This window comes from Thalassovita sp. ABM4_323, from assembly GCF_056158665.1.
The window spans coordinates 3,109,873-3,130,214 of record NZ_JBSWTS010000007.1 but is presented as its reverse complement, the minus strand read 5'-3'; the positions used below and the strand labels follow the sequence as shown (position 1 = coordinate 3,130,214).

21 protein-coding genes and 1 tRNA gene are annotated in these 20,342 nt (G+C 59.6%); 11 read left to right on the top strand and 11 right to left on the bottom strand.

Translation table 11 applies throughout. The features are described 5' to 3' along the window. Nucleotides 1–12 precede the first annotated feature (12 nt). Nucleotides 13–1,440 carry an MFS transporter gene (locus tag ACXADQ_RS17955; RefSeq protein ID WP_475324285.1) on the top strand — a complete coding sequence of 476 codons (1,428 nt, stop codon included), beginning with the start codon at nucleotides 13–15 and terminating at the stop codon, nucleotides 1,438–1,440. A 361-nt stretch (nucleotides 1,441–1,801) separates the two neighbouring features. Here ACXADQ_RS17955 and ACXADQ_RS17950 read toward each other — a convergent pair whose 3' ends face one another. Both ACXADQ_RS17950 and ACXADQ_RS17945 read right to left on the bottom strand, forming a co-directional pair. Further along, nucleotides 1,802–2,029: a hypothetical protein gene (locus ACXADQ_RS17950; protein WP_475324282.1), complete on the bottom strand. Its 228-nt coding sequence runs from the start codon at nucleotides 2,027–2,029 to the stop codon at nucleotides 1,802–1,804. Nucleotides 2,030–2,086: 57 nt separating this feature from the next. Beyond that, nucleotides 2,087–2,947 (bottom strand): dienelactone hydrolase family protein, encoded by an 861-nt coding sequence (locus tag ACXADQ_RS17945; protein WP_475324279.1) that lies wholly within the window; start codon nucleotides 2,945–2,947, stop codon nucleotides 2,087–2,089. 89 nt (nucleotides 2,948–3,036) lie between these two features. Here ACXADQ_RS17945 and ACXADQ_RS17940 point away from each other — a divergent pair, with 89 nt between their 5' ends. Next, nucleotides 3,037–3,621 (top strand): TetR/AcrR family transcriptional regulator, encoded by a 585-nt coding sequence (locus ACXADQ_RS17940; protein WP_475324276.1) that lies wholly within the window; start codon nucleotides 3,037–3,039, stop codon nucleotides 3,619–3,621. A 112-nt stretch (nucleotides 3,622–3,733) separates the two neighbouring features. Next, a protein-coding gene (locus ACXADQ_RS17935; RefSeq protein WP_475324273.1) for an IS3 family transposase occupies nucleotides 3,734–4,893 on the top strand; the annotation gives its coding sequence in 2 pieces (ribosomal slippage) (nucleotides 3,734–3,983 and nucleotides 3,983–4,893; 1,161 coding nt in all). Between the two features lie 912 nt (nucleotides 4,894–5,805). Here ACXADQ_RS17935 and ACXADQ_RS17930 read toward each other — a convergent pair. Next, a tRNA-Tyr gene (locus ACXADQ_RS17930) sits at nucleotides 5,806–5,889 on the bottom strand. 134 nt (nucleotides 5,890–6,023) lie between these two features. Here ACXADQ_RS17930 and rlmB point away from each other — a divergent pair. Both rlmB and ACXADQ_RS17920 read left to right on the top strand, forming a co-directional pair. Beyond that, entirely contained in the window at nucleotides 6,024–6,800 is a 777-nt protein-coding gene (rlmB, locus tag ACXADQ_RS17925) for a 23S rRNA (guanosine(2251)-2'-O)-methyltransferase RlmB (RefSeq protein WP_475324269.1), read from the top strand. Nucleotides 6,801–7,047: 247 nt separating this feature from the next. Further along, nucleotides 7,048–7,521, top strand: a complete 474-nt coding sequence (locus tag ACXADQ_RS17920; RefSeq protein WP_475324266.1) for a CoA-binding protein — start codon at nucleotides 7,048–7,050, stop codon at nucleotides 7,519–7,521. 5 nt (nucleotides 7,522–7,526) lie between these two features. Here the strand turns inward: ACXADQ_RS17920 and ACXADQ_RS17915 are convergent, their stop codons facing one another. The 5 genes from ACXADQ_RS17915 to hisA all read right to left on the bottom strand — a co-directional run bounded on the left by ACXADQ_RS17915 (nucleotide 7,527) and on the right by hisA (nucleotide 10,560). Next, nucleotides 7,527–7,904: a hypothetical protein gene (locus ACXADQ_RS17915; protein WP_475324263.1), complete on the bottom strand. Its 378-nt coding sequence runs from the start codon at nucleotides 7,902–7,904 to the stop codon at nucleotides 7,527–7,529. Between the two features lie 160 nt (nucleotides 7,905–8,064). Further along, entirely contained in the window at nucleotides 8,065–8,373 is a 309-nt protein-coding gene (locus tag ACXADQ_RS17910) for a phosphoribosyl-ATP diphosphatase (RefSeq protein WP_475324260.1), read from the bottom strand. Further along, a complete protein-coding gene (hisF, locus tag ACXADQ_RS17905) occupies nucleotides 8,370–9,149 on the bottom strand; it encodes an imidazole glycerol phosphate synthase subunit HisF (protein ID WP_475324258.1) in 780 nt (259 codons plus the stop codon). The genes ACXADQ_RS17910 and hisF overlap by 4 nt, the downstream gene beginning before the upstream one ends. Before the next feature lie 71 nt (nucleotides 9,150–9,220). Beyond that, nucleotides 9,221–9,709: a DUF2867 domain-containing protein gene (locus ACXADQ_RS17900; protein ID WP_475324255.1), complete on the bottom strand. Its 489-nt coding sequence runs from the start codon at nucleotides 9,707–9,709 to the stop codon at nucleotides 9,221–9,223. Nucleotides 9,710–9,837: 128 nt separating this feature from the next. Beyond that, nucleotides 9,838–10,560 carry a 1-(5-phosphoribosyl)-5-[(5-phosphoribosylamino)methylideneamino]imidazole-4-carboxamide isomerase gene (gene hisA / locus ACXADQ_RS17895; protein WP_475324251.1) on the bottom strand — a complete coding sequence of 241 codons (723 nt, stop codon included), beginning with the start codon at nucleotides 10,558–10,560 and terminating at the stop codon, nucleotides 9,838–9,840. A gap of 156 nt (nucleotides 10,561–10,716) precedes the next feature. Here hisA and ACXADQ_RS17890 point away from each other — a divergent pair, with 156 nt between their 5' ends. Further along, complete coding sequence (locus ACXADQ_RS17890) at nucleotides 10,717–11,100, top strand: DUF2147 domain-containing protein (protein ID WP_475324248.1); 384 nt, start codon at nucleotides 10,717–10,719, stop codon at nucleotides 11,098–11,100. Between the two features lie 114 nt (nucleotides 11,101–11,214). Continuing rightward, a complete protein-coding gene (locus ACXADQ_RS17885) occupies nucleotides 11,215–11,601 on the top strand; it encodes a DUF2147 domain-containing protein (protein WP_475324243.1) in 387 nt (128 codons plus the stop codon). On the opposite strand, the gene hisH is transcribed toward ACXADQ_RS17885, so the two are convergent. Genes hisH through ACXADQ_RS17870 form a run of 3 tightly spaced genes read right to left on the bottom strand, consistent with a single transcriptional unit; the run spans nucleotide 11,598 to nucleotide 13,353 of the window. Beyond that, nucleotides 11,598–12,236, bottom strand: a complete 639-nt coding sequence (gene hisH, locus ACXADQ_RS17880; RefSeq protein WP_475324240.1) for an imidazole glycerol phosphate synthase subunit HisH — start codon at nucleotides 12,234–12,236, stop codon at nucleotides 11,598–11,600. The genes ACXADQ_RS17885 and hisH overlap by 4 nt on opposite strands. Next, the gene (gene hisB, locus ACXADQ_RS17875) at nucleotides 12,237–12,824 is read right to left on the bottom strand and encodes an imidazoleglycerol-phosphate dehydratase HisB (RefSeq protein WP_475324237.1); all 588 of its coding nucleotides are present in this window, start codon (nucleotides 12,822–12,824) and stop codon (nucleotides 12,237–12,239) included. Between the two features lie 58 nt (nucleotides 12,825–12,882). Beyond that, a complete protein-coding gene (locus ACXADQ_RS17870; RefSeq protein WP_475324233.1) occupies nucleotides 12,883–13,353 on the bottom strand; it encodes an Lrp/AsnC family transcriptional regulator in 471 nt (156 codons plus the stop codon). Nucleotides 13,354–13,480: 127 nt separating this feature from the next. On the opposite strand from ACXADQ_RS17870, the gene putA reads away from it, so the two are divergent. The 4 genes from putA to ACXADQ_RS17850 all read left to right on the top strand — a co-directional run bounded on the left by putA (nucleotide 13,481) and on the right by ACXADQ_RS17850 (nucleotide 20,325). Continuing rightward, nucleotides 13,481–17,008: a bifunctional proline dehydrogenase/L-glutamate gamma-semialdehyde dehydrogenase PutA gene (gene putA, locus ACXADQ_RS17865; RefSeq protein ID WP_475324229.1), complete on the top strand. Its 3,528-nt coding sequence runs from the start codon at nucleotides 13,481–13,483 to the stop codon at nucleotides 17,006–17,008. A 172-nt stretch (nucleotides 17,009–17,180) separates the two neighbouring features. Beyond that, on the top strand, nucleotides 17,181–18,191 hold the full coding sequence (locus ACXADQ_RS17860) for a C4-dicarboxylate TRAP transporter substrate-binding protein (RefSeq protein WP_475324226.1): 1,011 nt from the start codon (nucleotides 17,181–17,183) through the stop codon (nucleotides 18,189–18,191). Nucleotides 18,192–18,280: 89 nt separating this feature from the next. Next, nucleotides 18,281–18,925, top strand: coding sequence for a TRAP transporter small permease subunit (locus tag ACXADQ_RS17855; RefSeq protein ID WP_475324222.1), 645 nt, complete (start codon nucleotides 18,281–18,283; stop codon nucleotides 18,923–18,925). Next, complete coding sequence (locus tag ACXADQ_RS17850; protein ID WP_475324218.1) at nucleotides 18,925–20,325, top strand: TRAP transporter large permease; 1,401 nt, start codon at nucleotides 18,925–18,927, stop codon at nucleotides 20,323–20,325. Before ACXADQ_RS17855 ends, ACXADQ_RS17850 begins: the two co-directional genes overlap by 1 nt. Nucleotides 20,326–20,342 lie beyond the last annotated feature (17 nt).

Here is a 20,342-nt window from a genome sequence, read left to right as displayed (position 1 = left end):
GGAGCAGTTTGGATGAACGAATCTTCCACATCTTCAGATCGAGAAAAGACATTAGCGGTTCTGTCTGGCCCCAGCCTTTCGATTGTTCTGGCGTCGCTGGGGATCAGTACTGCTGCTGTCACATTGCCAGAGCTGTCGGACGGCTTCCGGAATCATGGCATGAACTCAGCCTTGGTGGTTTCTGCCTACATCCTGGCGACCACAGCTCTCATCGTGCCAGTCGGGCGCGCAGGTGATCTCTTTGGGAAGCGCACTATGCTTGTCGTTGGTCTGTGTCTCTACATTTTGGGTGCGTTCCTTGCGTTCAAAGCGCCCACATTGCCGATGTTGATTGCCAGTCGATTTATCCAGGGCATAGGAGCTGCCGGAATGATGTCGATGCCATTGGCCCTGGTCCGCGACTTTGTTCCCTCCAGCCAGGTCGGGCGTTGGATGGGAGCGCTAGGAACAATGTCGGCGATCGGCACAGCCTCTGGCCCTGCCGTTGGAGGCGCTGTTGTGGCTGCTTTTGGCTGGCGAGCCGTTTATCTGTTGCAAATACCGTTGGCCGTAGCAGCACTTATCCTTTGCTTGCTCTATATACAAAAAGCTAGACGTACCGACGAATACAAGGGAATTGACCTTCCCGGCGCGAGCGCTTTGGCCGTTTTTCTGGCGGCCCTGACCTTCGTCGTTTCCGATTTGGCTGATGGTTTTGATGTTGCGAGCGCGATGATCACAATTGCCGCTGGTGGCGCATTCCTTGCGTTCCTTTGGATTGAGAAACGTTCCAGGTCGCCAATTGTCCCGCTTGGTTTGCTGCGGTCTGGGCATCTGCGCGTCAGTCTCGCCATGAATGCAATCGTATCGCTCATCATGATGGGTATTTTGGTGGTAGGTCCGTTCTTTTTGACGGAGGGGCTTGAGTTAACGACAGCCCAGATGGGTCTGGCGATGTCTGTCGGTCCGATCATGTCCGCCTTCAGTGGCATTCCGGCGGGACGAATGACGGAAAAAACTGGAGTCGATCGCGCCGTTCTCTTTGGTGCATCAGCGATGGTAGTAGCGACCGGCATGATGGCGGGTCTCCCTTATTTATTCGGGCTTGCAGGTTTCGTCCTGGCTTTCGTGATGCTTGCGCCGAGCTATCAGGTTTTCTTAGCCGCCCTGAACACGTCAGTAATGATGCAGGTATCAAAACAAGATCGAGGCGTGGCCTCGGGTATTCTCAATCTAAGCCGTAACTTTGGGTTTATCCTGGGAGCAGGCACTATCAGCGCCATTTTCTGGTCTCTGGCACGTGTCGGAGGCAACGCAGGCAATTCAACAGTTCAAATCAGCGCGGCAATGGCAGGAACATTTGCGATTTGCTCTGTGCTAAGCCTCGGTGTGCTTGCCCTCGCTGTCCTCTTGCACCGAAACCAAAACAGGATTCCGAGAATTGAAAACGGACATTCATAGAATGTCGCAGCAACTGGTACTTTGAGGCTCAAAGCCGCATTGCGACGGCGCAGCAGCAGCGTCGCAGCGAAATCACAAGCCAGCTCTGCTGCTGGATGACGGCAGTCAGCCCGAAGCGGACATTAACACGGATCGCAGAAAACGGCAGGTTTGAGCCCATACCACCAAATGCTGCGTAGCGTGAGAATTGACGAAAAGCGCCACTAAACAGACTTCCAATTCCGCAGAATCTTTGCCTGCTCATCCACCAAGTGCCTCAGGAGCGCGCACCCTGTGTCGCGAGCCGCGCTGGTCAGCAGGACGACCTTTCCCGTGAGGTCGATCCTATTAAGCCGCATGTTCAAACTCCCGAAACCCGTTTTCATATGCAGGAATAATCTCGACCATGTGCCAATACAGCGTTGAAAAAAGAGGCGTATGGCAGGCGCTCAATCGCAAAATGGTAGATCTGTGGCGTTACAGCCTCGAAAACGGCAACATCGCTGACCCGGGCGTTGAAAGCTTCAACATCAAAAAAGCATAAAGTGACATCACCGGTAGGGATGGCCGCAGCCAACGCTTTCTCACCGCTGGTGTCTTTGAAGCGCAAGCCATTCAGGCTTGCGCTCTTAGCATAAAGAAAACAGTAAGTTTCATGACCCGCTGCTTACTCGACCTCCAAGTTGCGCTTGAAAAAGTCCACGGCATGAGCGTGCGAGCGCTGTGTTAGAGCGGGGTCATAACGCATTTGCACAACTCCTCCGGTTCCACGATGGCTGTACGGATCGTCCACCAATCGGTCACTACCTGGTTTGTCAAAGCTGTGGTGTGCCCCCTTCAAGACATGAACCTTTACTCGTGTCTGTTCATCGGCAGTAAGTCGGGAGACCAACTCCGGACAAGTCGCAGGATCGTCGTCATAGCCGTCTTCGCTGCCGGTCAAAATTTCCACCGAAAGCGTGTCGAGCCGGGCAAAGTCATATCCAGGGACTGTCCCGTAAATCCAACAAACCGGATAGACGGGCATTGCCGCGGCGAAATTTTCACCATCGTGACTGTAGGTGGCGCTGTACTCCTCCGTTGCTACGAGCATCGACGCGACGCCACCAAACGAAAACCCCATCACTCCAATCTGGGCAGGCGAAATTTCCATTTCGTCAATGAGCCATTGTCGCGCTCCATAAACGTCAGGCAGCGTTTCCATAACAGTATTGGGGCGATCTTTTTGTCCGGATATTCCACGAGCAGACCATTCATCAATTGCTAGAGAACCAATCCCAGCTTCGGCCAGTGCATTCTGATAGCCCTCCTCACGCAGGCTAGGTCCGCCTGAGCCGTGCAAGACAACAACAAACGGCACATTGCGCTTGCCTTCCGGAAGCATGACACGTCCGGCAATTGTCAGTGGTGTTTCATGCAGGCTTAGAAACTTTACATACCGCACCGCATGCGGCTCTTCGGCAAATGTGATTGTAGGAGATGAGGCCGCTAGCAAAAACGATGTTAGCACTGTGAGGCGGTAGGTCATTGGTCATCCTGTTCTGTTGTGATTACATCCAGAATTAACTGATCAATTGCTCACATTCTCAACTCGCATTTCGCAAAGGCAGACGACCGATGGCCCATTCCCCGAGAAAGAAAGCCCATCAGGCACGCGCGCAGTTAACACAGGCGGCAATCGTCGAGGCGTCTGCTCGCATTTTGGAAAATGGAGGGCGCGCAGGGCTCACTACAAATCATATTGCAGAACGCGCGGGCGTCAGCATTGGAACGCTTTATCAATATTTCCCAAACAAGGAAGCAATTGTCGCTGCCCTCCTGCGGCGCGAGCGCAGTGTTCTTCTAAACACCGTGAAAACCATCTCGGAACATGCTGATGTGCAAACGCCACGGGTCGCTGTTGCAAACCTTATTGATGCAGCATTGACCCACCAGTTTGCCCGCCCCGCTCTGGCTCTCGAATTGGAATATTTCGAAGCGTCACTCGACGTTGAGCACGAAGCGGTGGAATTGTCGGAAAAGTTGGCCGAAGAGGTGGTATCTATTATTCAGAGAATGAAGCCTGACGCTAATCTGACCACCGCAAGAGATGCTGTCGCGATATGTCAGGCCATCGTGAATGCCGCGGCGCTAGCGGGCGAAACCAACCGCGTGTCAGTTGGTGAACGTGTGAAAAAAGCCATTTGGGGATATCTAAGTTGAGCGGCGGTTCTATAGGTCTTAGCTACCGCTCACAACAAAGCAGCTGACCTGCCCCCCGAAATCTCCCGCACTTTAATGTAGAGTTTGCTCAACCTCTTGAAGGAGCAAACAAATGCGAAAGAGCCGTTTCACTGAAGCCCAGATCATTGGGATGATCAAAGAACAAGAAGCCGGGATTCCGACGGCGGAGGTGTGCCGCAAGCATGGCCTGAGCCAGGGCACGTTCTACAAATTCAAATCCAAGTATGGCGGCATGGAAGTGTCTGATGCGGCCAAGCTGAAGGCGATGGAGGACGAGAACGCCAAGCTTAAACGTCTGCTGGCCGATGCCATGCTGGACAACGTTGTGCTGAAGGATTTGCTGGGAAAGAGTTGACGACGCCGAATGAGCGGCGAGAGGCAGCGCTCAGGGCGATGCGGGATCATGACATCTCGCAACGCCGGGCCTGCCGACTTGTCGGTGTCGATCCGAAGACGGTCCGGCGTGAACGCCCGCCGGACAATCCTGAGATACGCAAGGAGATGAAGGCCGTCGCGGCCAAACGGCGTCGGTTTGGCTACCGCCGGATCGGCGTGATGCTGGAGCGCGAAGGATACGTGATGAACCACAAGAAGCTGTATCGGCTGTACACCGAGGAGAAGCTGGGCGTTCGGCGACGGCGTGGACGGAAACGGGCGCGTGGGTCTCGAACACCAATGCCAGAGGCTTTGAGGCCAGGCGAACGTTGGTCGATGGACTTCCTGTCGGACACGTTCGGGGCATCACGCCGGTTCCGCATCCTGGCCGTCAATGACGATTGCTGCCGTGAGAACCTGTGCCTGATGGCCGACACCAGCATCTCGGGTGCCCGGGTTGCGCGTGAGTTGGATGCGCTTGTGCGTATCTATGGCAAGCCTGCCAGCATTGTCAGCGATAACGGGACTGAGTTCACAAGCCGGGCAATCCTGAAATGGGCGAACGACAACGGCGTCGACTGGCACTACATTGATCCGGGCAAGCCACAGCAGAATGCCTTCATCGAGTCATTCAACGGCAGCTTGCGCGACGAATGTCTAAATGAAGAGATGTTCGAAAGTCTGGATGATGCGCGTCGAAAACTGGCGCTCTGGCGGTACGACTACAACAACGTCAGGCCGCACTCATCTCTCGGAAACAAAACGCCCGCAGAAGCGCGCCGAACGCTTGAGCAATTTGAGAGCTCCGCGTCCGGCGCGCTTGCCCAAATTGACGACCAAGACTATGAATACCAGACCCGCAAACTCTCGTTATGAATGAGGGAGCCTCGGGGGGCAGGTCACCTAAAGAAAAGAAACTTTGGTAACCCAGCCGGTTCATCCAAAGCCGCCATTGGTGATTACGCAGCGAAAGTCAGCAAATGTCCGCAGTGCGGCCATCTGGACCATCCCAAATGCTGCGGTCGCACGAGCGTCCGCTTTCGGGAAGTTGGGGGGCTGGATTATTGCTCAGTCGAACGGCAGCTAAGGGCCGAGCGCGTGACTTTGCAAAGGTCGCTATCTGCGCATAGCTGTCATTGGCGCGCGGCGCAGCATGTGGGTATCGGTCCGCCAAGGTTGGAATGTCCGCTTTTGCATTTTTCGCCCAGAACCTTCGCAGAGGCAGCTAAGGTCCGGAAACCGCCCTTCCTGGCGCAGTTACTTCATACATCCTGCATAAGCCCCGCCGCTGTACTTCGGCCAATCCACCGCCTTGCCGGCCCGAACCAATTCACAGGCCAGATCCGCACCTCCGGGAAGACGGCAACGCGCGACCAGGAGCCCGTAGCGTCCCACATCCACCACATCGCAGACAAGCGGCTGTCCATCGACCAGCTAGACCAGAGCCTCATTCGACGCTGGTCCGCCTTCGGCCTTCAATTCGGGCGCGTTGATTCCCCATAGGCGAACCCGCAGATCCTCACTGCGAAGGGTGTCGCCGTCGGTAACGGTGACGGCCGCCAGAAAGAGAACTACGCTGACCATGGAGCCAGGGTTTCTCACATAGATTTAAATTTGGTGGACCCGTGCCGCAGAAGTGATTCTACAACTCGGAGTTGCTGCGCGCGATACTCGGCGCGATCCGCTGAATTGCGGGACACTCGGTTTCTAAGTGTTTGAATTCATTTGCCCCGATTTCAAACTCTGCGGGACACCCCACCATCAAAAAACAAGGGAAATTTAGTTTTATGGTGGGCGACCCTGGAATCGAACCAGGCATGAGTCTCCTCGGCGGAGTTACAGTCCGCTGCCGCACCTTGCAGCCCGTCGCCCGTGTCCAAGGCGTCGCCTTGGAACGTGTGGGGTGATTACAAGCGTCGCGCAGGGGCGTCAACAGGAAATTTCCTTGCGATTGACCGGGAGGAAGCGCATTAACGCCCCAAGCATGAAATCAAGGGGTAAGGGCGATGAAAAAACCCAAATGGGTCGTCGAAAAAGAGCAGGCGAAAAAGGCATCCGCGGCTGAAACCGTGTGGATGTTTGGCCTGCATGCGGTGCGGGATGCGCTGCAAAACCCCAATCGTCAGCGCCTGCGCCTGGTGGTGACGAAAAACGCCCATGACAAGCTGGCCGAGGCCATCGCCGCCAGCGGCATGACCCCAGAGGTGGTGGATCCGCGCAAATTCAACGTGCCGCTGGATCCGAACTCGGTGCACCAGGGCGCAGCGCTGGAGGTGAAGCCGCTGGAATGGGGCCGGATGGAGGATGTCTGTGTTGGTAAGCCTGATTTGCCTCCGCGCGTTGTGCTGCTGGACAAGGTGACAGACCCGCATAACGTGGGCGCGATTCTGCGCTCGGCCGAGGTGTTTGGGGCCTGCGCTGTGATCGGTACGCGGCATCACTCGGCGCCCGAAACCGGCGCATTGGCCAAAACCGCCAGCGGTGCGCTGGAACGCCAGCCCTATCTGCGGATTCGCAATCTGGCGGATGGAATCGTGGCCCTGCAAAAGATGGGCTATATCGTTCTGGGCCTGGCTGGCGAGGCCGAGCAGACCATCGAAGAGGCGCTAGAGGGCAAACGAGACCGTCCCGTTGCCCTGGTGCTGGGGGCCGAGGGGCCGGGCCTGCGCCAGAAAACCCGCGAAACCTGTGATGCGCTGGTTCGCATTGATTTTGCGGGCGGATTTGGGTCGCTGAACGTGTCCAACGCGGCGGCCGTGGCGCTGTATGCAGCTCGTGGATAGGCTTGGGTGCTAGATTTTGTGCCTCGTGCTGTCATTGTTAACGGGATGTTCACGACTTCTTTACAGGCTCTTTTAAACTGATCATGCGTCCCTATCTAGAGGTGCAGGAGCATGGGGTCGGAACCCCCGTGGCTCATTCACTGTCCCTCGTTCCGCGACTTGCACCCCGGGCTGACCCCGGGGTGTTTTTTTGTCCGCACCCAACGAAACCCTAGGCAGGGCAGGCGCGGCACGTTAACGCTTGGGTATGAGCGAGACCTACAGTGACGATCATCTGAAAACAATTCTGAAACGCACGCGCCGTGTGGCTGTTGTGGGTGTTTCGATGAACCCGGTGCGGCCGTCCTATTATGTGGCACGCTATCTGGGTTTGAAGGGCTATACCGTGATCCCAGTGAACCCGGGACATGCAGGCAAACGGTTGTTTGGCCAAGAGGTCGTGGCCAGCCTGTCAGACATTCAGGGTGGGGTCGATATGGTGGACATTTTCCGCCGCTCCGAGGCCGTGCCACCCATCGTGGACGAGGCGTTAGAGGCTTTCCCCAAGCTTCAGACCATCTGGATGCAAATCGGTGTCGAGCATGCACAGGCTGCCGAAAAGGCGCGTGCGCGTGGTGTGGATGTGATCATGAACCGCTGTCCCAAGATCGAATACCAGCGCTTGTTTGGCGAGTTGCGCATGGGCGGATTCGCGACCGGGGTGATTTCATCTAAGCTGTGAGGCGGTTATTTGCGGCCACCTTTGCCGCCTTTTTTACCCTTGCCACCTTTCTTACCCTTACCGCCTTTCTTGCCTTTGCCGCCCTTTTTGCCTTTGCCGGCTTTCCCACCGCCACCATTGCCGGTTCCCGAGGCGCCGCTGCCACTGCCTTCGCCGCTTCCAGTTGCGCCGCTTCCGCTGCCGCCGCCGGTTCCCGAGCTGCCAGTGGATCCGCTGGTTTGACCGGCCGAGGCCATGGCTGTGGTCAGCTCGTTTGACAGTCCTGAGACGCTGGTTTCAACGGATGATGCAACAGCCACTGCCAAGCCAACCAGTCCGGCTGTTAAAACGACCCAGTCAGCACCGACACTTCCATCGTCTTCCTTTACGAATCCTCTACGCATTGCATTTCTCGCCTAGCAGTTTCTCCTGCGTTTCCCATTTCCTGTTGAGTAAAACTTTACCTAACGGAAAGGGCAGAAGCGTGCAGGTAGTATGGCGATATTGTGATACGTGTTTTGGGTTGTTTTGACTGTGCCTTTGACCGTGCCAAGGAGGCGGCGATTACTTGCGCGCGGCCTTTTCAGCGATGCCCGAGGTGCCCTGACGGCGGGCCAGTTCGTCCATCACATCTGACAGGGGCACGTCGCGCGATTGCAGCATCACCAGCAGGTGAAACAGAACATCGGCGGCCTCGGAAGTCAGGCGTTCCTTGTCGCCCTTGATGGCTTCGATGATGGCCTCGATGGCTTCTTCGCCGAATTTCTCGGCGCATTTTTCGGGGCCTTTGGACAGCAGTTTGGCTGTCCAGCTGGAGCCAGGATCAGCCGCCGCGCGGGCAGCAACGGTTTGGGCCAGGTCGTCGAGTGTCATTCGATCCTCATGGGGATGCCCGCGTTCGCCATGTGGTCCTTGGCCTCGCGGATGGTGTAATCACCGAAGTGAAAGATCGAGGCGGCCAGAACAGCGCTGGCGCCGCCGTTTGTGACGCCCTCGACCAGGTGATCCAGAGTACCCACACCGCCCGAGGCGATTACGGGGATGTCCACCGCATCCGAGATGGCGCGGGTCAGCGGCAGGTTGAACCCGGCGCGGGTGCCATCGCGATCCATCGAGGTCAGCAGGATTTCCCCAGCACCTTTTTCAGCGACCAGAATGGCAAATTCCACGGCGTCGATGCCGGTGGGTTTGCGGCCGCCATGGGTGAAAATCTCCCAGCGGATGCCGTTGCCGTCGGCATCGGTTTCCACGGTTTTCGCGTCGATGGCCACAACGATACACTGGCTGCCGAACTGATCGGCGGCCTCGGCCACCACATCGGGGTTGGCGACAGCGGCCGAGTTGAAGCTGACCTTGTCCGCGCCCGCCAAAAGCAGGTTGCGCACGTCCTGCACGGTGCGCACGCCGCCGCCCACGGTCAGGGGGACATAGCATTGCTCGGCCGTGCGCTGGACCACATCAAACATGGTGCCGCGGTTTTCGTGGGTGGCGTGGATGTCCAGAAAACAGATCTCGTCTGCGCCGGCGGCGTCGTAGGCCTTGGCCAATTCCACAGGATCGCCGGCATCGACCAGATCAACAAAGTTCACGCCCTTGACGACGCGCCCATCGGCGACGTCCAGGCAGGGGATGATACGGGTTTTCAGCATCCAAGGCCTCTTTTGCGGTTCCCCTGCGGTTTAGGGCAGTTCCAGCGCAGAGGCAATGCGGCAGCCGGAAATCAGCCGTTCTGTTGCAGCTGGCGGCTGGCACGGGCCACCTGGCGCAGGGCGTTGCGTGAGATCAGGATGTGAAAGGGCATGACTACGGCCAGATAAATCCGCCCCAGCAGGTTATTGCGATGCACCCAGGTCGCCATGTAGATATGCCCCTGATCGCGCAACAGCGCGATGCGGAAATTCAGGTGATTGTCATCGATCCCCAGGTTCAGCTCGGACTCCGAGCGATGGGTGATCGGAAAAATCTCTGTGTCCTCGGTGGTGCCGGTTTTCAGGCCCAGCGGCGCGACCAGGGTGTTGCGCAACTTCAGCAGAGCACTGGCCCAACCGGGCATCTTAAGCGCGGTTTCCAGGGCCGAGTCCAAATCCATTTCGCTGCGGCAGCTGTAGCAATCGATGAAATCACCCGGGGCGAAATGGGTCCATAAATGCGCGTGATCGGGCAGGGTACTGGTACTGACTTGGGGCTTGGGCGTCATGGAGGCAGTCATTGGGGGGCGTCATGGGGTTGTTGGGGTCTGCCCATATCTAAACCAACTGGTTTAGTTTGACGCAAGGGGCAGGGTGACGCAGTGCGAGGGGCGGCTTGTGGCCTGGCCGCCCAATCACGGTGCCCCGTTTAGGCCTTGAGCAGCGCCAAAGCCTCGGCCAGGTCGATCGCGCCATCATACAGCGCGCGGCCCGAGATGGCGCCGTTCAGAGGCGCGCCGCAGGATTTCAGGTTACGCAGATCCTCCAGCGAGGAAACGCCCCCACTGGCAATCACGGGGATCGAGACCGCATTGGCCAGGGCTGCGGTTTCGGCCACGTTGGGGCCTTGCATGGCGCCGTCGCGGTTGATGTCGGTGTAGATGATGGCCGCGACGCCTGCGTCCTCGAAGGACTTGGCCAGATCGGTGGCGTTGACATTGGTTTCCTCGGCCCAGCCCTTGGTGGCGACCATGCCATTGCGTGCGTCAATGCCCACGGCCACGTGGCCGGGGAATTCTTTGCAGGCTTCGCGCACCAGATCGGGGTTTTCCACCGCCACGGTGCCCAGAATCACGCGCTGCAAGCCCTTGGACAGCCAGCGTTCGATCGTGGCCATGTCGCGGATGCCGCCGCCCAATTGGGCTGGAACCTTGGTTTGGGCCAGGATTTCTTCGACCGGTTTGGCGTTCACGGGTTCGCCTGCAAAAGCGCCGTTCAGATCCACCAGGTGCAGCCATTCGCAGCCTGCATTCACGAACTCCAGCGCTTGCGCGGCGGGGTTTTCGTTGAAGACCGTGGCCTTCTCCATCTCGCCTTTGTACAGGCGCACGGCGTTGCCGTCCTTCAGGTCAATCGCGGGATAGAGGATCATGGTCCGGGCCTTTCTGTCACTATGCTGCGCGCGGTTTTGCACGAGCAGCGGGGAATTGCAACTTTCCGCCGCTTTGTCAGGGCTTCCGTCATGTCAGGCTTGATCGGAATCGCCTGTGCGGGTCAGGATCAGGGCAACACTCAGGGAGGAAATCTGATGAAAACATATGTTCTGGCCGCTGTGGCCTCGGTTCTGATGTCGGGCGCTGCGCTGGCTGATCCGGTGCTGGGTGTGTGGAAAACCCAAGTGGATGACGGGGCCTATGCCCATGTCACCATGTCGACCTGCGGTGCCAAGATATGCGGCGTGATCTCGCGGACGTTCAATGCGAGCGGGGAATACAGCTCGCCCAATATTGGCAAGCAACTGGTGTGGGATATGGAGCCCAAAGGGGGCGGTGCCTATCGCGACGGGAAAATCTGGCAGCCGTCCAAGGATAAGATCTATAGCTCAAAGATGGACATGTCCGGCAACACGCTGAAGGTCAAAGGCTGCATTGGCCCGATCTGCAAGAAACAGACCTGGAGTCGCGTGAATTAATGGCAACCGGGGCCAAGCCGGGCCAGATTTCACCGTTCCGTCATACTGAATCCCCCAAACTGTGCTAGGATAATCGCCGTAAGACAGTTCCAAGGACCCCCAAGGACAAATGTCATGCGGCGCTTTTTCTACGTGATTTGGATGATCTTGTTTGCCTCGCCGGCGGTGGCCGAGCCCTTGGTCGGTCTGTGGCTGACCAAGCCCGATGCCAAAGGGCAGGTTGCGCATGTGCGCGCCGAACCCTGTGGGGCGGCGCTTTGCGGCACGATCATCCGCGCGTTTGACCAGCAGGGGGTCTTGGTGAGCACGCCCAATGTGGGGCGGCGGATTTTCTGGGATGTGCAGCCTGTGTCAGGCGCAGAATATCGCGGCACTGGCTGGCTGCCCCTGCGCGACATGACCTTCAAGGCCAGGCTGCGCGTGGAGCAGGACAACTTGATCGTCAGCGGCTGCATCGGTCCGATTTGTCAAAACCAGACCTGGACGCGGGTGGCGCATTAAGGCGCCCAGTTCAGGAAGTTCGCGATCATGTGCAGGCCGGTTTTCTGGCTTTTCTCGGGGTGGAATTGCATCCCCACCAGATTGTCGCGCCCGACGATGGCGGTGATCTTGCCGGCGTAATCCACATGCGCCAACAGATGCGCCGGATCGGCCACCTTAAAGTGGTACGAGTGCACGAAATAGGCGTGATTGCCCGTCTCGATCCCATCAAACACCGGGTGCGGCGTGTCGATCAGCAGATCGTTCCAGCCCATATGTGGCACTTTCAGGCTGTCATCAGAGGGCGTGATCTTGTCCACGTCCCCGCCAATCCAGTCAAAGCCGGGCGTTTCGGTATATTCCAACCCGCGGGTCGCCAGCATCTGCATCCCGATGCAAATCCCCAGAAAGGGTTTGCCCTGACGGGTCACAACCTCTTCCATGGCTTCGAACACGCCGCGATGGTCGAACAGGGCCTCGCGGCACGCAGGAAACGCCCCGTCACCAGGCAGCACGATGCGATCGGCGCGGCGGATCACCTCGGGGTCCGAGGTCACGATGACCTCGCCCGCGCCGGTTTCGTTCGCCATCCGTTGGAATGCCTTCTCGGCCGAGTGCAGGTTCCCGCTCTCGTAATCCACAATGACTGTGGTCATTTACAGCGCTCCCTTGGTCGAGGGGATGGCATCGGCCTTGCGCGGGTCAGTTTCGACCGCGATGCGCAGGGCGCGGGCCACGGCCTTGAACGCCGCCTCGGCCACGTGGTGGGCGTTAAAGCCATGCAACTGGTCCACGTGCAGGGTGATCCCGCCGTGGGTGCTGAAGGCCTGGAAAAACTCGCGCACCAATTCGGTGTCAAACGTGCCGATCTTGGGGGCTGCGAATTCCACGTTCCAGATCAGGTAGGGGCGCGCCGACAGGTCCAGCGCGCAACGCACCTGGGCATCATCCATCGGCAAGTGACATTCGCCATAGCGCCGAATGCCCTTTTTATCACCCAAGGCCTGCGCCAAGGCCTGACCCAGGGCAATGCCCGTATCCTCGACGGTGTGGTGATCATCAATGTGATAATCACCTTTCGCGCGGATGGTGAAATCGATCAAAGAGTGACGCGCCAACTGGTCCAGCATGTGGTCAAAGAACCCGACGCCGGTCTGGTTGTCATAGGCCCCGGTGCCATCCAGGTTCACCGTGACGGAGATATCCGTCTCGGCCGTCTTGCGGGTGATCGTGGCTGTGCGCATATCGCTCTCCAAATCTGTCGCGGCTCTTATAGGCGCGCCGTGCCCAATGGCCAAGCCCTTACAGGGCTGTATCTTTCACCGATTGCATGGACACATGGGTCGAGGTCGACCCCACAAAGGGCAGCGCCGAGATCACCTCGCCCAGCACGCGCCGATAGCTTTGAATGTCGCTGGTGCGGATCTTCAGCAGGTAATCAAACGAGCCCGCGATCATGTGGCATTGCTCGATTTCCGGGACGTCCTGAACGGCGTCGTTAAAGGCCCCCAGTGCCATTTCTGTCGTGTCCTTCAATTTGACCTCGGCGAAGGCCACGTGTTCAAGGCCCAGCTTTTGCGCATTCAGAACCGCGCGGAACCCTTGGATGAAGCCATCCTCTTGCAGGCGTTTCAGCCGCACCTGACAGGGGCTTTTGGACAGGCCGACCTGTTTCGCCAATTCGGTCACAGGGATACGTCCGTCCACCGACAGAACCTTTAAAATCTTCAAATCGATGCGATCCAAATCGTCGTTGAATTCTATTTTTGGCATTCGATGGTCCTGAAATATTGTCAAACTACAGGTGATACGGCCTTGATTTTCGTATTTTTAGGCAAATCGACTTTGCGTGATTTGCTAGTCTGGGGTCAAGTCATCATCAGCAAGGGAGCTGCCAATTATGTGCGCGTCGAATATCGCTGCCAAAGATTTCACCGCCGACACCCCGTCGGTGACCCGGTTCCGTACGGCGCTGAGAAAGCAGCATCATGCCCCCGAAACCCAGGTTCTGTCGGATTTGATCGCCCAGCATGGGCCCTCCAGATCGTTGCGCCAGACCGCCTTTGCGCAGGCCACTTTGTTGGTGCGTAATCTGCGCGCGGATGGGGATATGGGCCTGATGGAGGTGTTTCTGTCCGAATACGGGCTGTCCACCAACGAGGGCATCGCCCTGATGTGTCTGGCCGAGGCCCTGCTGCGCGTGCCCGACCGCGAAACCATTGACGAACTGATCGAGGACAAGATCGCTCCCTCGGAATGGGGGGCGCATTTGGGGCAGTCGTCCTCGTCGCTGGTCAACGCGTCGACCTGGGCGCTGATGCTGACCGGCAAAGTCCTGAAAGAGGACGAACAGCCTGGCATCGCCGCCACTTTGCACGGGGCGATCAAACGTCTGGGCGAACCGGTGATCCGCTCGGCTGTTGCCCGCGCGATGAAGGAACTGGGGGCGCAATTCGTGCTGGGTCAAACCATTGACGAGGCCCTGAAACGCGGCAAATCCCGCGCCAAACAGGGCTATACGTTCTCCTATGACATGCTGGGCGAGGCCGCCCTGACCGCGCGGGACGCCGACAAGTACCACGCGGCCTATCTGGAGGCCATCACCCGTCTGGGCCGCGAAAGTGGCGCGCAGGACATTCGCCAGAACCCCGGCATCTCGATCAAGCTGTCGGCGCTGCATCCGCGCTATGAGGTGGGGCAGGCGGACCGGGTGATGGCCGAACTGGTCCCGGCGACCCTGGACCTGGCCCTGGCCGCGAAACAGGCCGGCATGGGCCTGAACATCGACGCAGAAGAGGCCGACCGGCTGGATCTGTCGCTGGATGTGATCGAGGCCGTCCTCTCAGATCCACGCCTGGCCGGGTGGGATGGATTCGGCGTGGTGGTGCAGGCCTATGGCAAACGCGCGGGCGCGACGCTGGACTGGCTGTATGGCCTGGCCCAACAGCTGGACCGCAAAATCATGGTCCGCCTGGTGAAAGGCGCCTATTGGGACACCGAAATCAAGCGAGCGCAGGTCGAAGGTCTGGGCAGTTTTCCCGTCTTCACCCGCAAACCCGCGACAGATGTGTCCTATCTGTGTTGCGCGGCCAAGCTGTTGCAAATGACTGACCGCATCTATCCGCAATTCGCCACCCATAATGCGCACTCGATCGCCACCATACTGCAAATGGCGCATGACCCGCAAACCTATGAATTCCAGCGGCTGCACGGCATGGGCGAAGGGCTGCATGAGCTGGTCAAACAGCAAAACGGCACCCGGTGCCGGATCTATGCGCCGGTGGGGGCGCATCGCGATTTGCTGGCCTATCTGGTGCGCCGCTTGTTAGAGAACGGGGCGAATTCGTCTTTTGTGAACCAGATCGTGGACCCGGATGTTGCCCCTGAAACCGTGGTCGCTGATCCCTTTGACGCGCTCGAGTCGTTGGGCAATGGGCCCGCCCCCGGTGTGCACGCGCCCGCAGATTTGTTTGCGCCCGAGCGCCCAAATTCGCAGGGATGGGATCTGCATGATCTGCGGGATCTGGCCCAGATCGAAACCACGCGCGCGCCTTTCAATACCGCGCAGTGGCGGGGCAGCCCCCTGACGGTGTCCGATGCCAGCGCGGGCGACACGCGCCAGGTGCAGAACCCTGCGCAAGCCTCTGATATCGTGGGGGATCTGTCAGAGGCCACAGCTGACGCGGCCGCGCAGGCCATCGCAGATGCGCGCCCCTGGGAGGTCCCGGTAGCAGAGCGCGCGGCGGCGCTGAACCGGGCAGCGGACCTTTATGAGGCCAATTTCGGCGAGCTTTTTGCCCTGCTGGCGCGTGAGGCGGGCAAGACCCCCAATGACGCGATCGGAGAGCTGCGCGAAGCCGTGGATTTCCTGCGCTATTATGCAGCGCAGGCCGCGAAGCTCGAAGCTCCGGCACGGGGCGTTTTCACCTGTATCTCGCCCTGGAACTTCCCGCTGGCCATTTTTACCGGTCAGATCGCGGCGGCCCTGGCGGCGGGCAATGCGGTGCTGGCCAAACCGGCCGAGGCCACCAGCCTGATCGCCTGGCGCGCCACGCAAATGCTGCATCAGGCGGGCGTTCCCCTGGCGGCCTTGCAACTGCTGCCGGGGCAGGGGGGCGTGCTGGGCCCGGTCTTGACCAGCAGCCCGGAGGTGAACGGTGTGTGCTTCACCGGCTCGACGGCAACGGCCCAGCGGATCAACCGCTCCATGGCGCAGGGGATGGCACCCGACGCGCCGCTGATCGCGGAAACCGGCGGGTTGAATGCGATGATCGTGGACAGCACCGCGCTGCCCGAACAGGCGGTGCGTGATATCGTGGCCTCGGCCTTTCAGTCGGCGGGTCAGCGATGCTCGGCCCTGCGCTGTCTGTATGTCCAAGAGGACGTGGCCGACACCCTGCTGCCGATGCTGTATGGGGCGATGGACGAATTGGCGCTGGGGAATCCCTGGAGCCATTCGACCGATGTTGGCCCCGTGATCGATGCACGCGCGCAGGCGGATTTCGCAGCCTATATTGCGGCCGCGCGGGACCGTGGCGATGTGCTGAAACAGCTGCCCTCGCCTGAAACCGGCCATTTCATCGCGCCTACCGTGATCCGCGTCGAGGGAATCGCGGCACTGGAGCGTGAAATCTTTGGCCCAGTGCTGCATGTGGCGACCTTCAGGGCGCAGGACATCGACGCTGTGGTGGACGCGGTGAACGACACGGGCTTTGGCCTGACCTTCGGCCTGCATACACGGATCGACAGCCGGGTCGAACAGATCGCCAGCCGGCTTCGTGTGGGCAACCTTTATGTGAACCGCAACCAGATCGGGGCCATTGTTGGCTCGCAACCTTTTGGCGGCGAGGGCCTGTCGGGCACCGGCCCCAAGGCAGGTGGTCCGGCATATTTGCCCCGGTTCACCCAGACAGAGCGGATCGCCAAGCCGGCTGGCTCGGGCACGGTGGTCGAGGTCTCCAGGGTGCAGCGCGCGCTCGAAGCCATGGCCGAACACATTCCGGCCAAGCTGAGCGCGCAGGACCTGCCCGGTCCGACCGGGGAATCCAACCGTCTGTCGACCTATGGGCGTGGAGTTGTCCTGTGTTTGGGGCCCTCGGCCGAGGACGCGGCCAGGCAGGCGCAGATCGCGCGCGACAATGGATGTCCGGCGCTGGCCGTGGCGCCAGGCGTGTCGCCCGAGCTGGGCTTGGATGGGATGCTGCCGCGCGGCGCGTTGGAACATCTTGCGCCGCTGGCCTTGGTGGCGCTGTGGTCGGACGAGGCTGATACCCGCGCCGCGCGGCAGGCGCTTGCGGCCCGTCCCGGTGCGCTGATCAGCCTGGTCTCGGGTCAGGATCTGGCTGCGCGCTGCCGTCTGGAGCGCCACATCTGCATCGACACAACAGCCGCCGGAGGGAACGCGCAACTGCTGGCGGCCTCGGGGTAACCCTGCGGAATACCGTGAGATTACGGGGTCTTCCTGTCTGTTGGGCGGTTCTGCATACCCACTTTCCGGTATGCGGAACTGCTTTTTGCATGAAATCCTTGGCAGGGTGAAACACCTGTACTAGCCTCTTCCCTGTTGCGGTGGTGAACGTGCCGCGTACGGGAGGAAAAACATGAAAAAACTGATGACCAAGGCCGCTTTGGCGGCGCTTGCTGTTGGCTTTGCAACCGAGTTTATGGCGACGGAATGGAACGTCTCGGTCTGGGGTAAACGCCGGGCCTTTACCGAACATATTGAAAAACTGGCCGAGCTGGTCAGCGCCAAAACCGGCGGCGAATTTACCCTGAATATCAGCTATGGCGGCCTGTCCAAAAACAAGGAAAACCTGGACGGGATTTCCATCGGCGCGTTTGAAATGGCGCAGTTCTGTGCGGGCTATCACCGCGATAAGAACCCCACCATTACCGTGCTGGAGCTGCCGTTCCTGGGCGTGAATACCCTTGCCGAAGAGGTGGCCGTGGCCCGCGCGGTTTATGCCCATCCGGCTGCTCAAAAGGACCTGGCGCGCTGGAATGCGAAACTGTTCATGCCCTCGCCCATGCCGCAATATAACATCGTTGGCACCGGCGAGCCTCGGGATACTCTGGACAAGATGAACGGCATGCGCGTGCGTGCGACGGGTGGTATTGGTCAGGCCTTCAAGACCATCGGCGCCGTGCCGACATCCGTGACCGCGACCGAGGCCTATAACGCCATGGAAAGCGGCGTGGTGGACACGGTGGCCTTTGCGCAGCATGCCCATTTTGCCTTCCGCACGATTGATCAGGCCACCTGGTGGACCGCCAACCTGAACCCCGGCACAGTGAACTGCCCGGTTGTGGTGAATACCGATGCCTATGACGCGCTGTCGGATTCTGAACGCGCTGCGCTGGACGGCTCGATCGACGAGGCGCTGGACCATTACCTGGCCAACTATGGCGCGCTGCTGGAGAAATGGGACTCCGTACTGGCCGAGAAAAACGTGGCCAAGGTCATGATTTCCGAGGCCGAGCTGGATAAATTCCGCGCCGCGGCCGCTGATCCGATCCGTGAAAAGTGGCTGGCGGACATGACCAAACAGGGCATCGACGCGCAGGGGCTGTATGACACCGTCATGACCACCCTGGCCGAGACCCGTAAATAAAATCTAACCGCCCGAAGGCTTTGGCTCTCGGGCGGTTTCCGTTCCAGATACGGCAATAGGCCCTCAAAGGGCTCCAGAGAGGGGGACGCATGGCTGGCTCATCCGCTGTGCTTGAGGACGGCTCGACCCTGAGCCGCCTGGACCGATCCTTGCATCGGATCGAAAAATTCCTGGCCTTGATCAGCGGATTGGCGGTGTTCTCGCTGATGGTGCTGGCGGTCATTTCCGTCGGCGGACGCAACACGATGAATATGCCTCTGCCCGGATACGTGGACTGGATCGAGCAGATCATGCCGCTGATCGCCTTCATGGGCATCGCCTATACGCAGCGCGATGGCGGGCACATCCGCATGGACATCCTGGTGGGGCGGCTGAGAGGCCGTGCGCTGTGGGCGGCCGAGTTCATCACCGCGCTGGCCACGCTGATCCTGATGGCGCTGCTAGTCTGGGGCAGTTGGGAACATTTCCAGCGCAGCTTTGATTTCGCGGCCCCGCTGTGGAGCCGTGACAGCTCGATCGACATTGGTATCCCGATCTGGCCCGCGAAATTGCTGGCCCCGGTGGCGTTCAGCGTGCTGTGTCTGCGGGTCGTGATCCAGCTGTGGGGCTATGGGCGCGCCTTTGTGTTGGGGCTGGTCGAGCCTGTCGCGGTGCCGCTGGTTCTGTCTGCCGCCGCCCAGGCCGCCGAAGAGGCGCAGCATGTCGGTGGCTTTGACGACGAGGAGACCCGCTGATGGAACCGATTGATATTGGCCTGTGGGTCTCGGGGTTCTTGTTGCTGATGGTGGTTCTGGGGATGCGCGTGGCCTTTGCCGCTGGCATCGCCGGGCTGGTCGGGCTGACATGGATTTTCTGGAACAAGTTCGGCTATGACCCGTCCCGGTTCCTCAAGGCCGCAACCATCGCGGTGAAAACCGCCGGGCAGGTGCCCCATTCCAAGGTCAGTTCGCAGGCGCTGAGCCTTATTCCCACCTTCATCCTGATCGGATACCTGGCCTATTACGCGGGCCTGACCAAGGCCCTGTTCGAGGCCGCAAAACGCTGGGTCGGATGGCTGCCCGGCGGGCTGGCCGTGTCGACGGTGTTCGCGACGGCGGGGTTCGCAGCGGTCTCGGGGGCGTCGGTGGCGACGGCGGCGGTGTTCGCCCGCATCGCCATCCCCGAGATGTTGAAAATCGGCTATGACAAGCGCTTTGCCGCAGGGGTCGTGGCCGCTGGCGGCACGCTGGCCAGCCTGATCCCGCCCTCGGCCATTCTGGTGATTTACGCGATCATCGTCGAACAGGACGTGGGCAAGCTGCTGCTGGCGGGTTTCATCCCCGGCGCGTTTTCAGCCATCGTCTATGGTGCGTTGATCGTGGGCATGGCGCTGACGATCCCCAATTTCGGCCCGCCCGTGCGCGGTTTTACATGGAAGGAGCGTCTGGTCTCGATCCCGCCGGCCTTCCCGATCTTCTTTGTGGTGCTGATCATCATCTTCTTCATCTACAACCCGTTTGGCGGTGATGCCTGGGGCACCCCGACCGAAGGCGGCGCACTGGGCGCCTTTGTGGTGTTCCTGATGGCGCTGTATCGCGGCATGCGCTGGGGGCAGATGAAGGACGCACTGCTGGAAACGGCGAAACTCAGCGCGATGATCTTTACCATCATTTGGGGCGTGCTGATCTATGTGCGCTTCCTCGGCTTTGCCGATTTGCCAGGCGCTTTCTCGGACTGGATCACCAGCCTGGAACAATCGCCCATGCTGACGCTGATCTATATCCTGTTGGCCTATGCGGTGCTGGGGATGTTCATGGATGCCATTGGGATGCTGCTGCTGACCCTGCCGGTGGTTTATCCGGCGGTGATGGCCCTGAACGGGGGCGAGTTCGTCAGCGCCGCCGACAGCGCCTTTGGCATGTCCGGGCCGATGTGTGCGATCTGGTTCGGCATCCTGGTGGTGAAAATGGCCGAGTTCTGCCTGATCACCCCGCCCATCGGGCTGAATTGTTTCGTGGTGGCCGGGGTGCGCGATGATCTGAGCGTCCAAGACGTGTTCCGCGGTGTGACCCCGTTTTTCGTGGCCGATGCGGTGACGATTGCGCTGTTGATCGCGTTCCCGGCGATTGTGCTGTATCTGCCCGGATTGGTTTAAGCCCAAAGGGTCCGGCG

What these genes read in the sequence shown, in the direction of transcription:
- ACXADQ_RS17955 (WP_475324285.1), top strand. Translation starts at nt 13, where the DNA reads ATGAACGAATCTTCCACATCTTCAGATCGAGAAAAGACATTAGCGGTT.
- ACXADQ_RS17900 (WP_475324255.1), bottom strand. Translation starts at nt 9,709, where the DNA reads ATGACTGCCTCCATGACGCCCAAGCCCCAAGTCAGTACCAGTACCCTG.
- putA (WP_475324229.1), top strand. Translation starts at nt 13,481, where the DNA reads ATGTGCGCGTCGAATATCGCTGCCAAAGATTTCACCGCCGACACCCCG.
- rlmB (WP_475324269.1), top strand. Translation starts at nt 6,024, where the DNA reads ATGAAAAAACCCAAATGGGTCGTCGAAAAAGAGCAGGCGAAAAAGGCA.
- ACXADQ_RS17920 (WP_475324266.1), top strand. Translation starts at nt 7,048, where the DNA reads ATGAGCGAGACCTACAGTGACGATCATCTGAAAACAATTCTGAAACGC.
- ACXADQ_RS17910 (WP_475324260.1), bottom strand. Translation starts at nt 8,373, where the DNA reads ATGACACTCGACGACCTGGCCCAAACCGTTGCTGCCCGCGCGGCGGCT.
- ACXADQ_RS17850 (WP_475324218.1), top strand. Translation starts at nt 18,925, where the DNA reads ATGGAACCGATTGATATTGGCCTGTGGGTCTCGGGGTTCTTGTTGCTG.
- ACXADQ_RS17870 (WP_475324233.1), bottom strand. Translation starts at nt 13,353, where the DNA reads ATGCCAAAAATAGAATTCAACGACGATTTGGATCGCATCGATTTGAAG.
- ACXADQ_RS17855 (WP_475324222.1), top strand. Translation starts at nt 18,281, where the DNA reads ATGGCTGGCTCATCCGCTGTGCTTGAGGACGGCTCGACCCTGAGCCGC.
- ACXADQ_RS17885 (WP_475324243.1), top strand. Translation starts at nt 11,215, where the DNA reads ATGCGGCGCTTTTTCTACGTGATTTGGATGATCTTGTTTGCCTCGCCG.
- hisF (WP_475324258.1), bottom strand. Translation starts at nt 9,149, where the DNA reads ATGCTGAAAACCCGTATCATCCCCTGCCTGGACGTCGCCGATGGGCGC.
- ACXADQ_RS17890 (WP_475324248.1), top strand. Translation starts at nt 10,717, where the DNA reads ATGAAAACATATGTTCTGGCCGCTGTGGCCTCGGTTCTGATGTCGGGC.
- hisB (WP_475324237.1), bottom strand. Translation starts at nt 12,824, where the DNA reads ATGCGCACAGCCACGATCACCCGCAAGACGGCCGAGACGGATATCTCC.
- ACXADQ_RS17915 (WP_475324263.1), bottom strand. Translation starts at nt 7,904, where the DNA reads ATGCGTAGAGGATTCGTAAAGGAAGACGATGGAAGTGTCGGTGCTGAC.
- ACXADQ_RS17945 (WP_475324279.1), bottom strand. Translation starts at nt 2,947, where the DNA reads ATGACCTACCGCCTCACAGTGCTAACATCGTTTTTGCTAGCGGCCTCA.
- ACXADQ_RS17940 (WP_475324276.1), top strand. Translation starts at nt 3,037, where the DNA reads ATGGCCCATTCCCCGAGAAAGAAAGCCCATCAGGCACGCGCGCAGTTA.
- ACXADQ_RS17860 (WP_475324226.1), top strand. Translation starts at nt 17,181, where the DNA reads ATGAAAAAACTGATGACCAAGGCCGCTTTGGCGGCGCTTGCTGTTGGC.
- hisA (WP_475324251.1), bottom strand. Translation starts at nt 10,560, where the DNA reads ATGATCCTCTATCCCGCGATTGACCTGAAGGACGGCAACGCCGTGCGC.
- hisH (WP_475324240.1), bottom strand. Translation starts at nt 12,236, where the DNA reads ATGACCACAGTCATTGTGGATTACGAGAGCGGGAACCTGCACTCGGCC.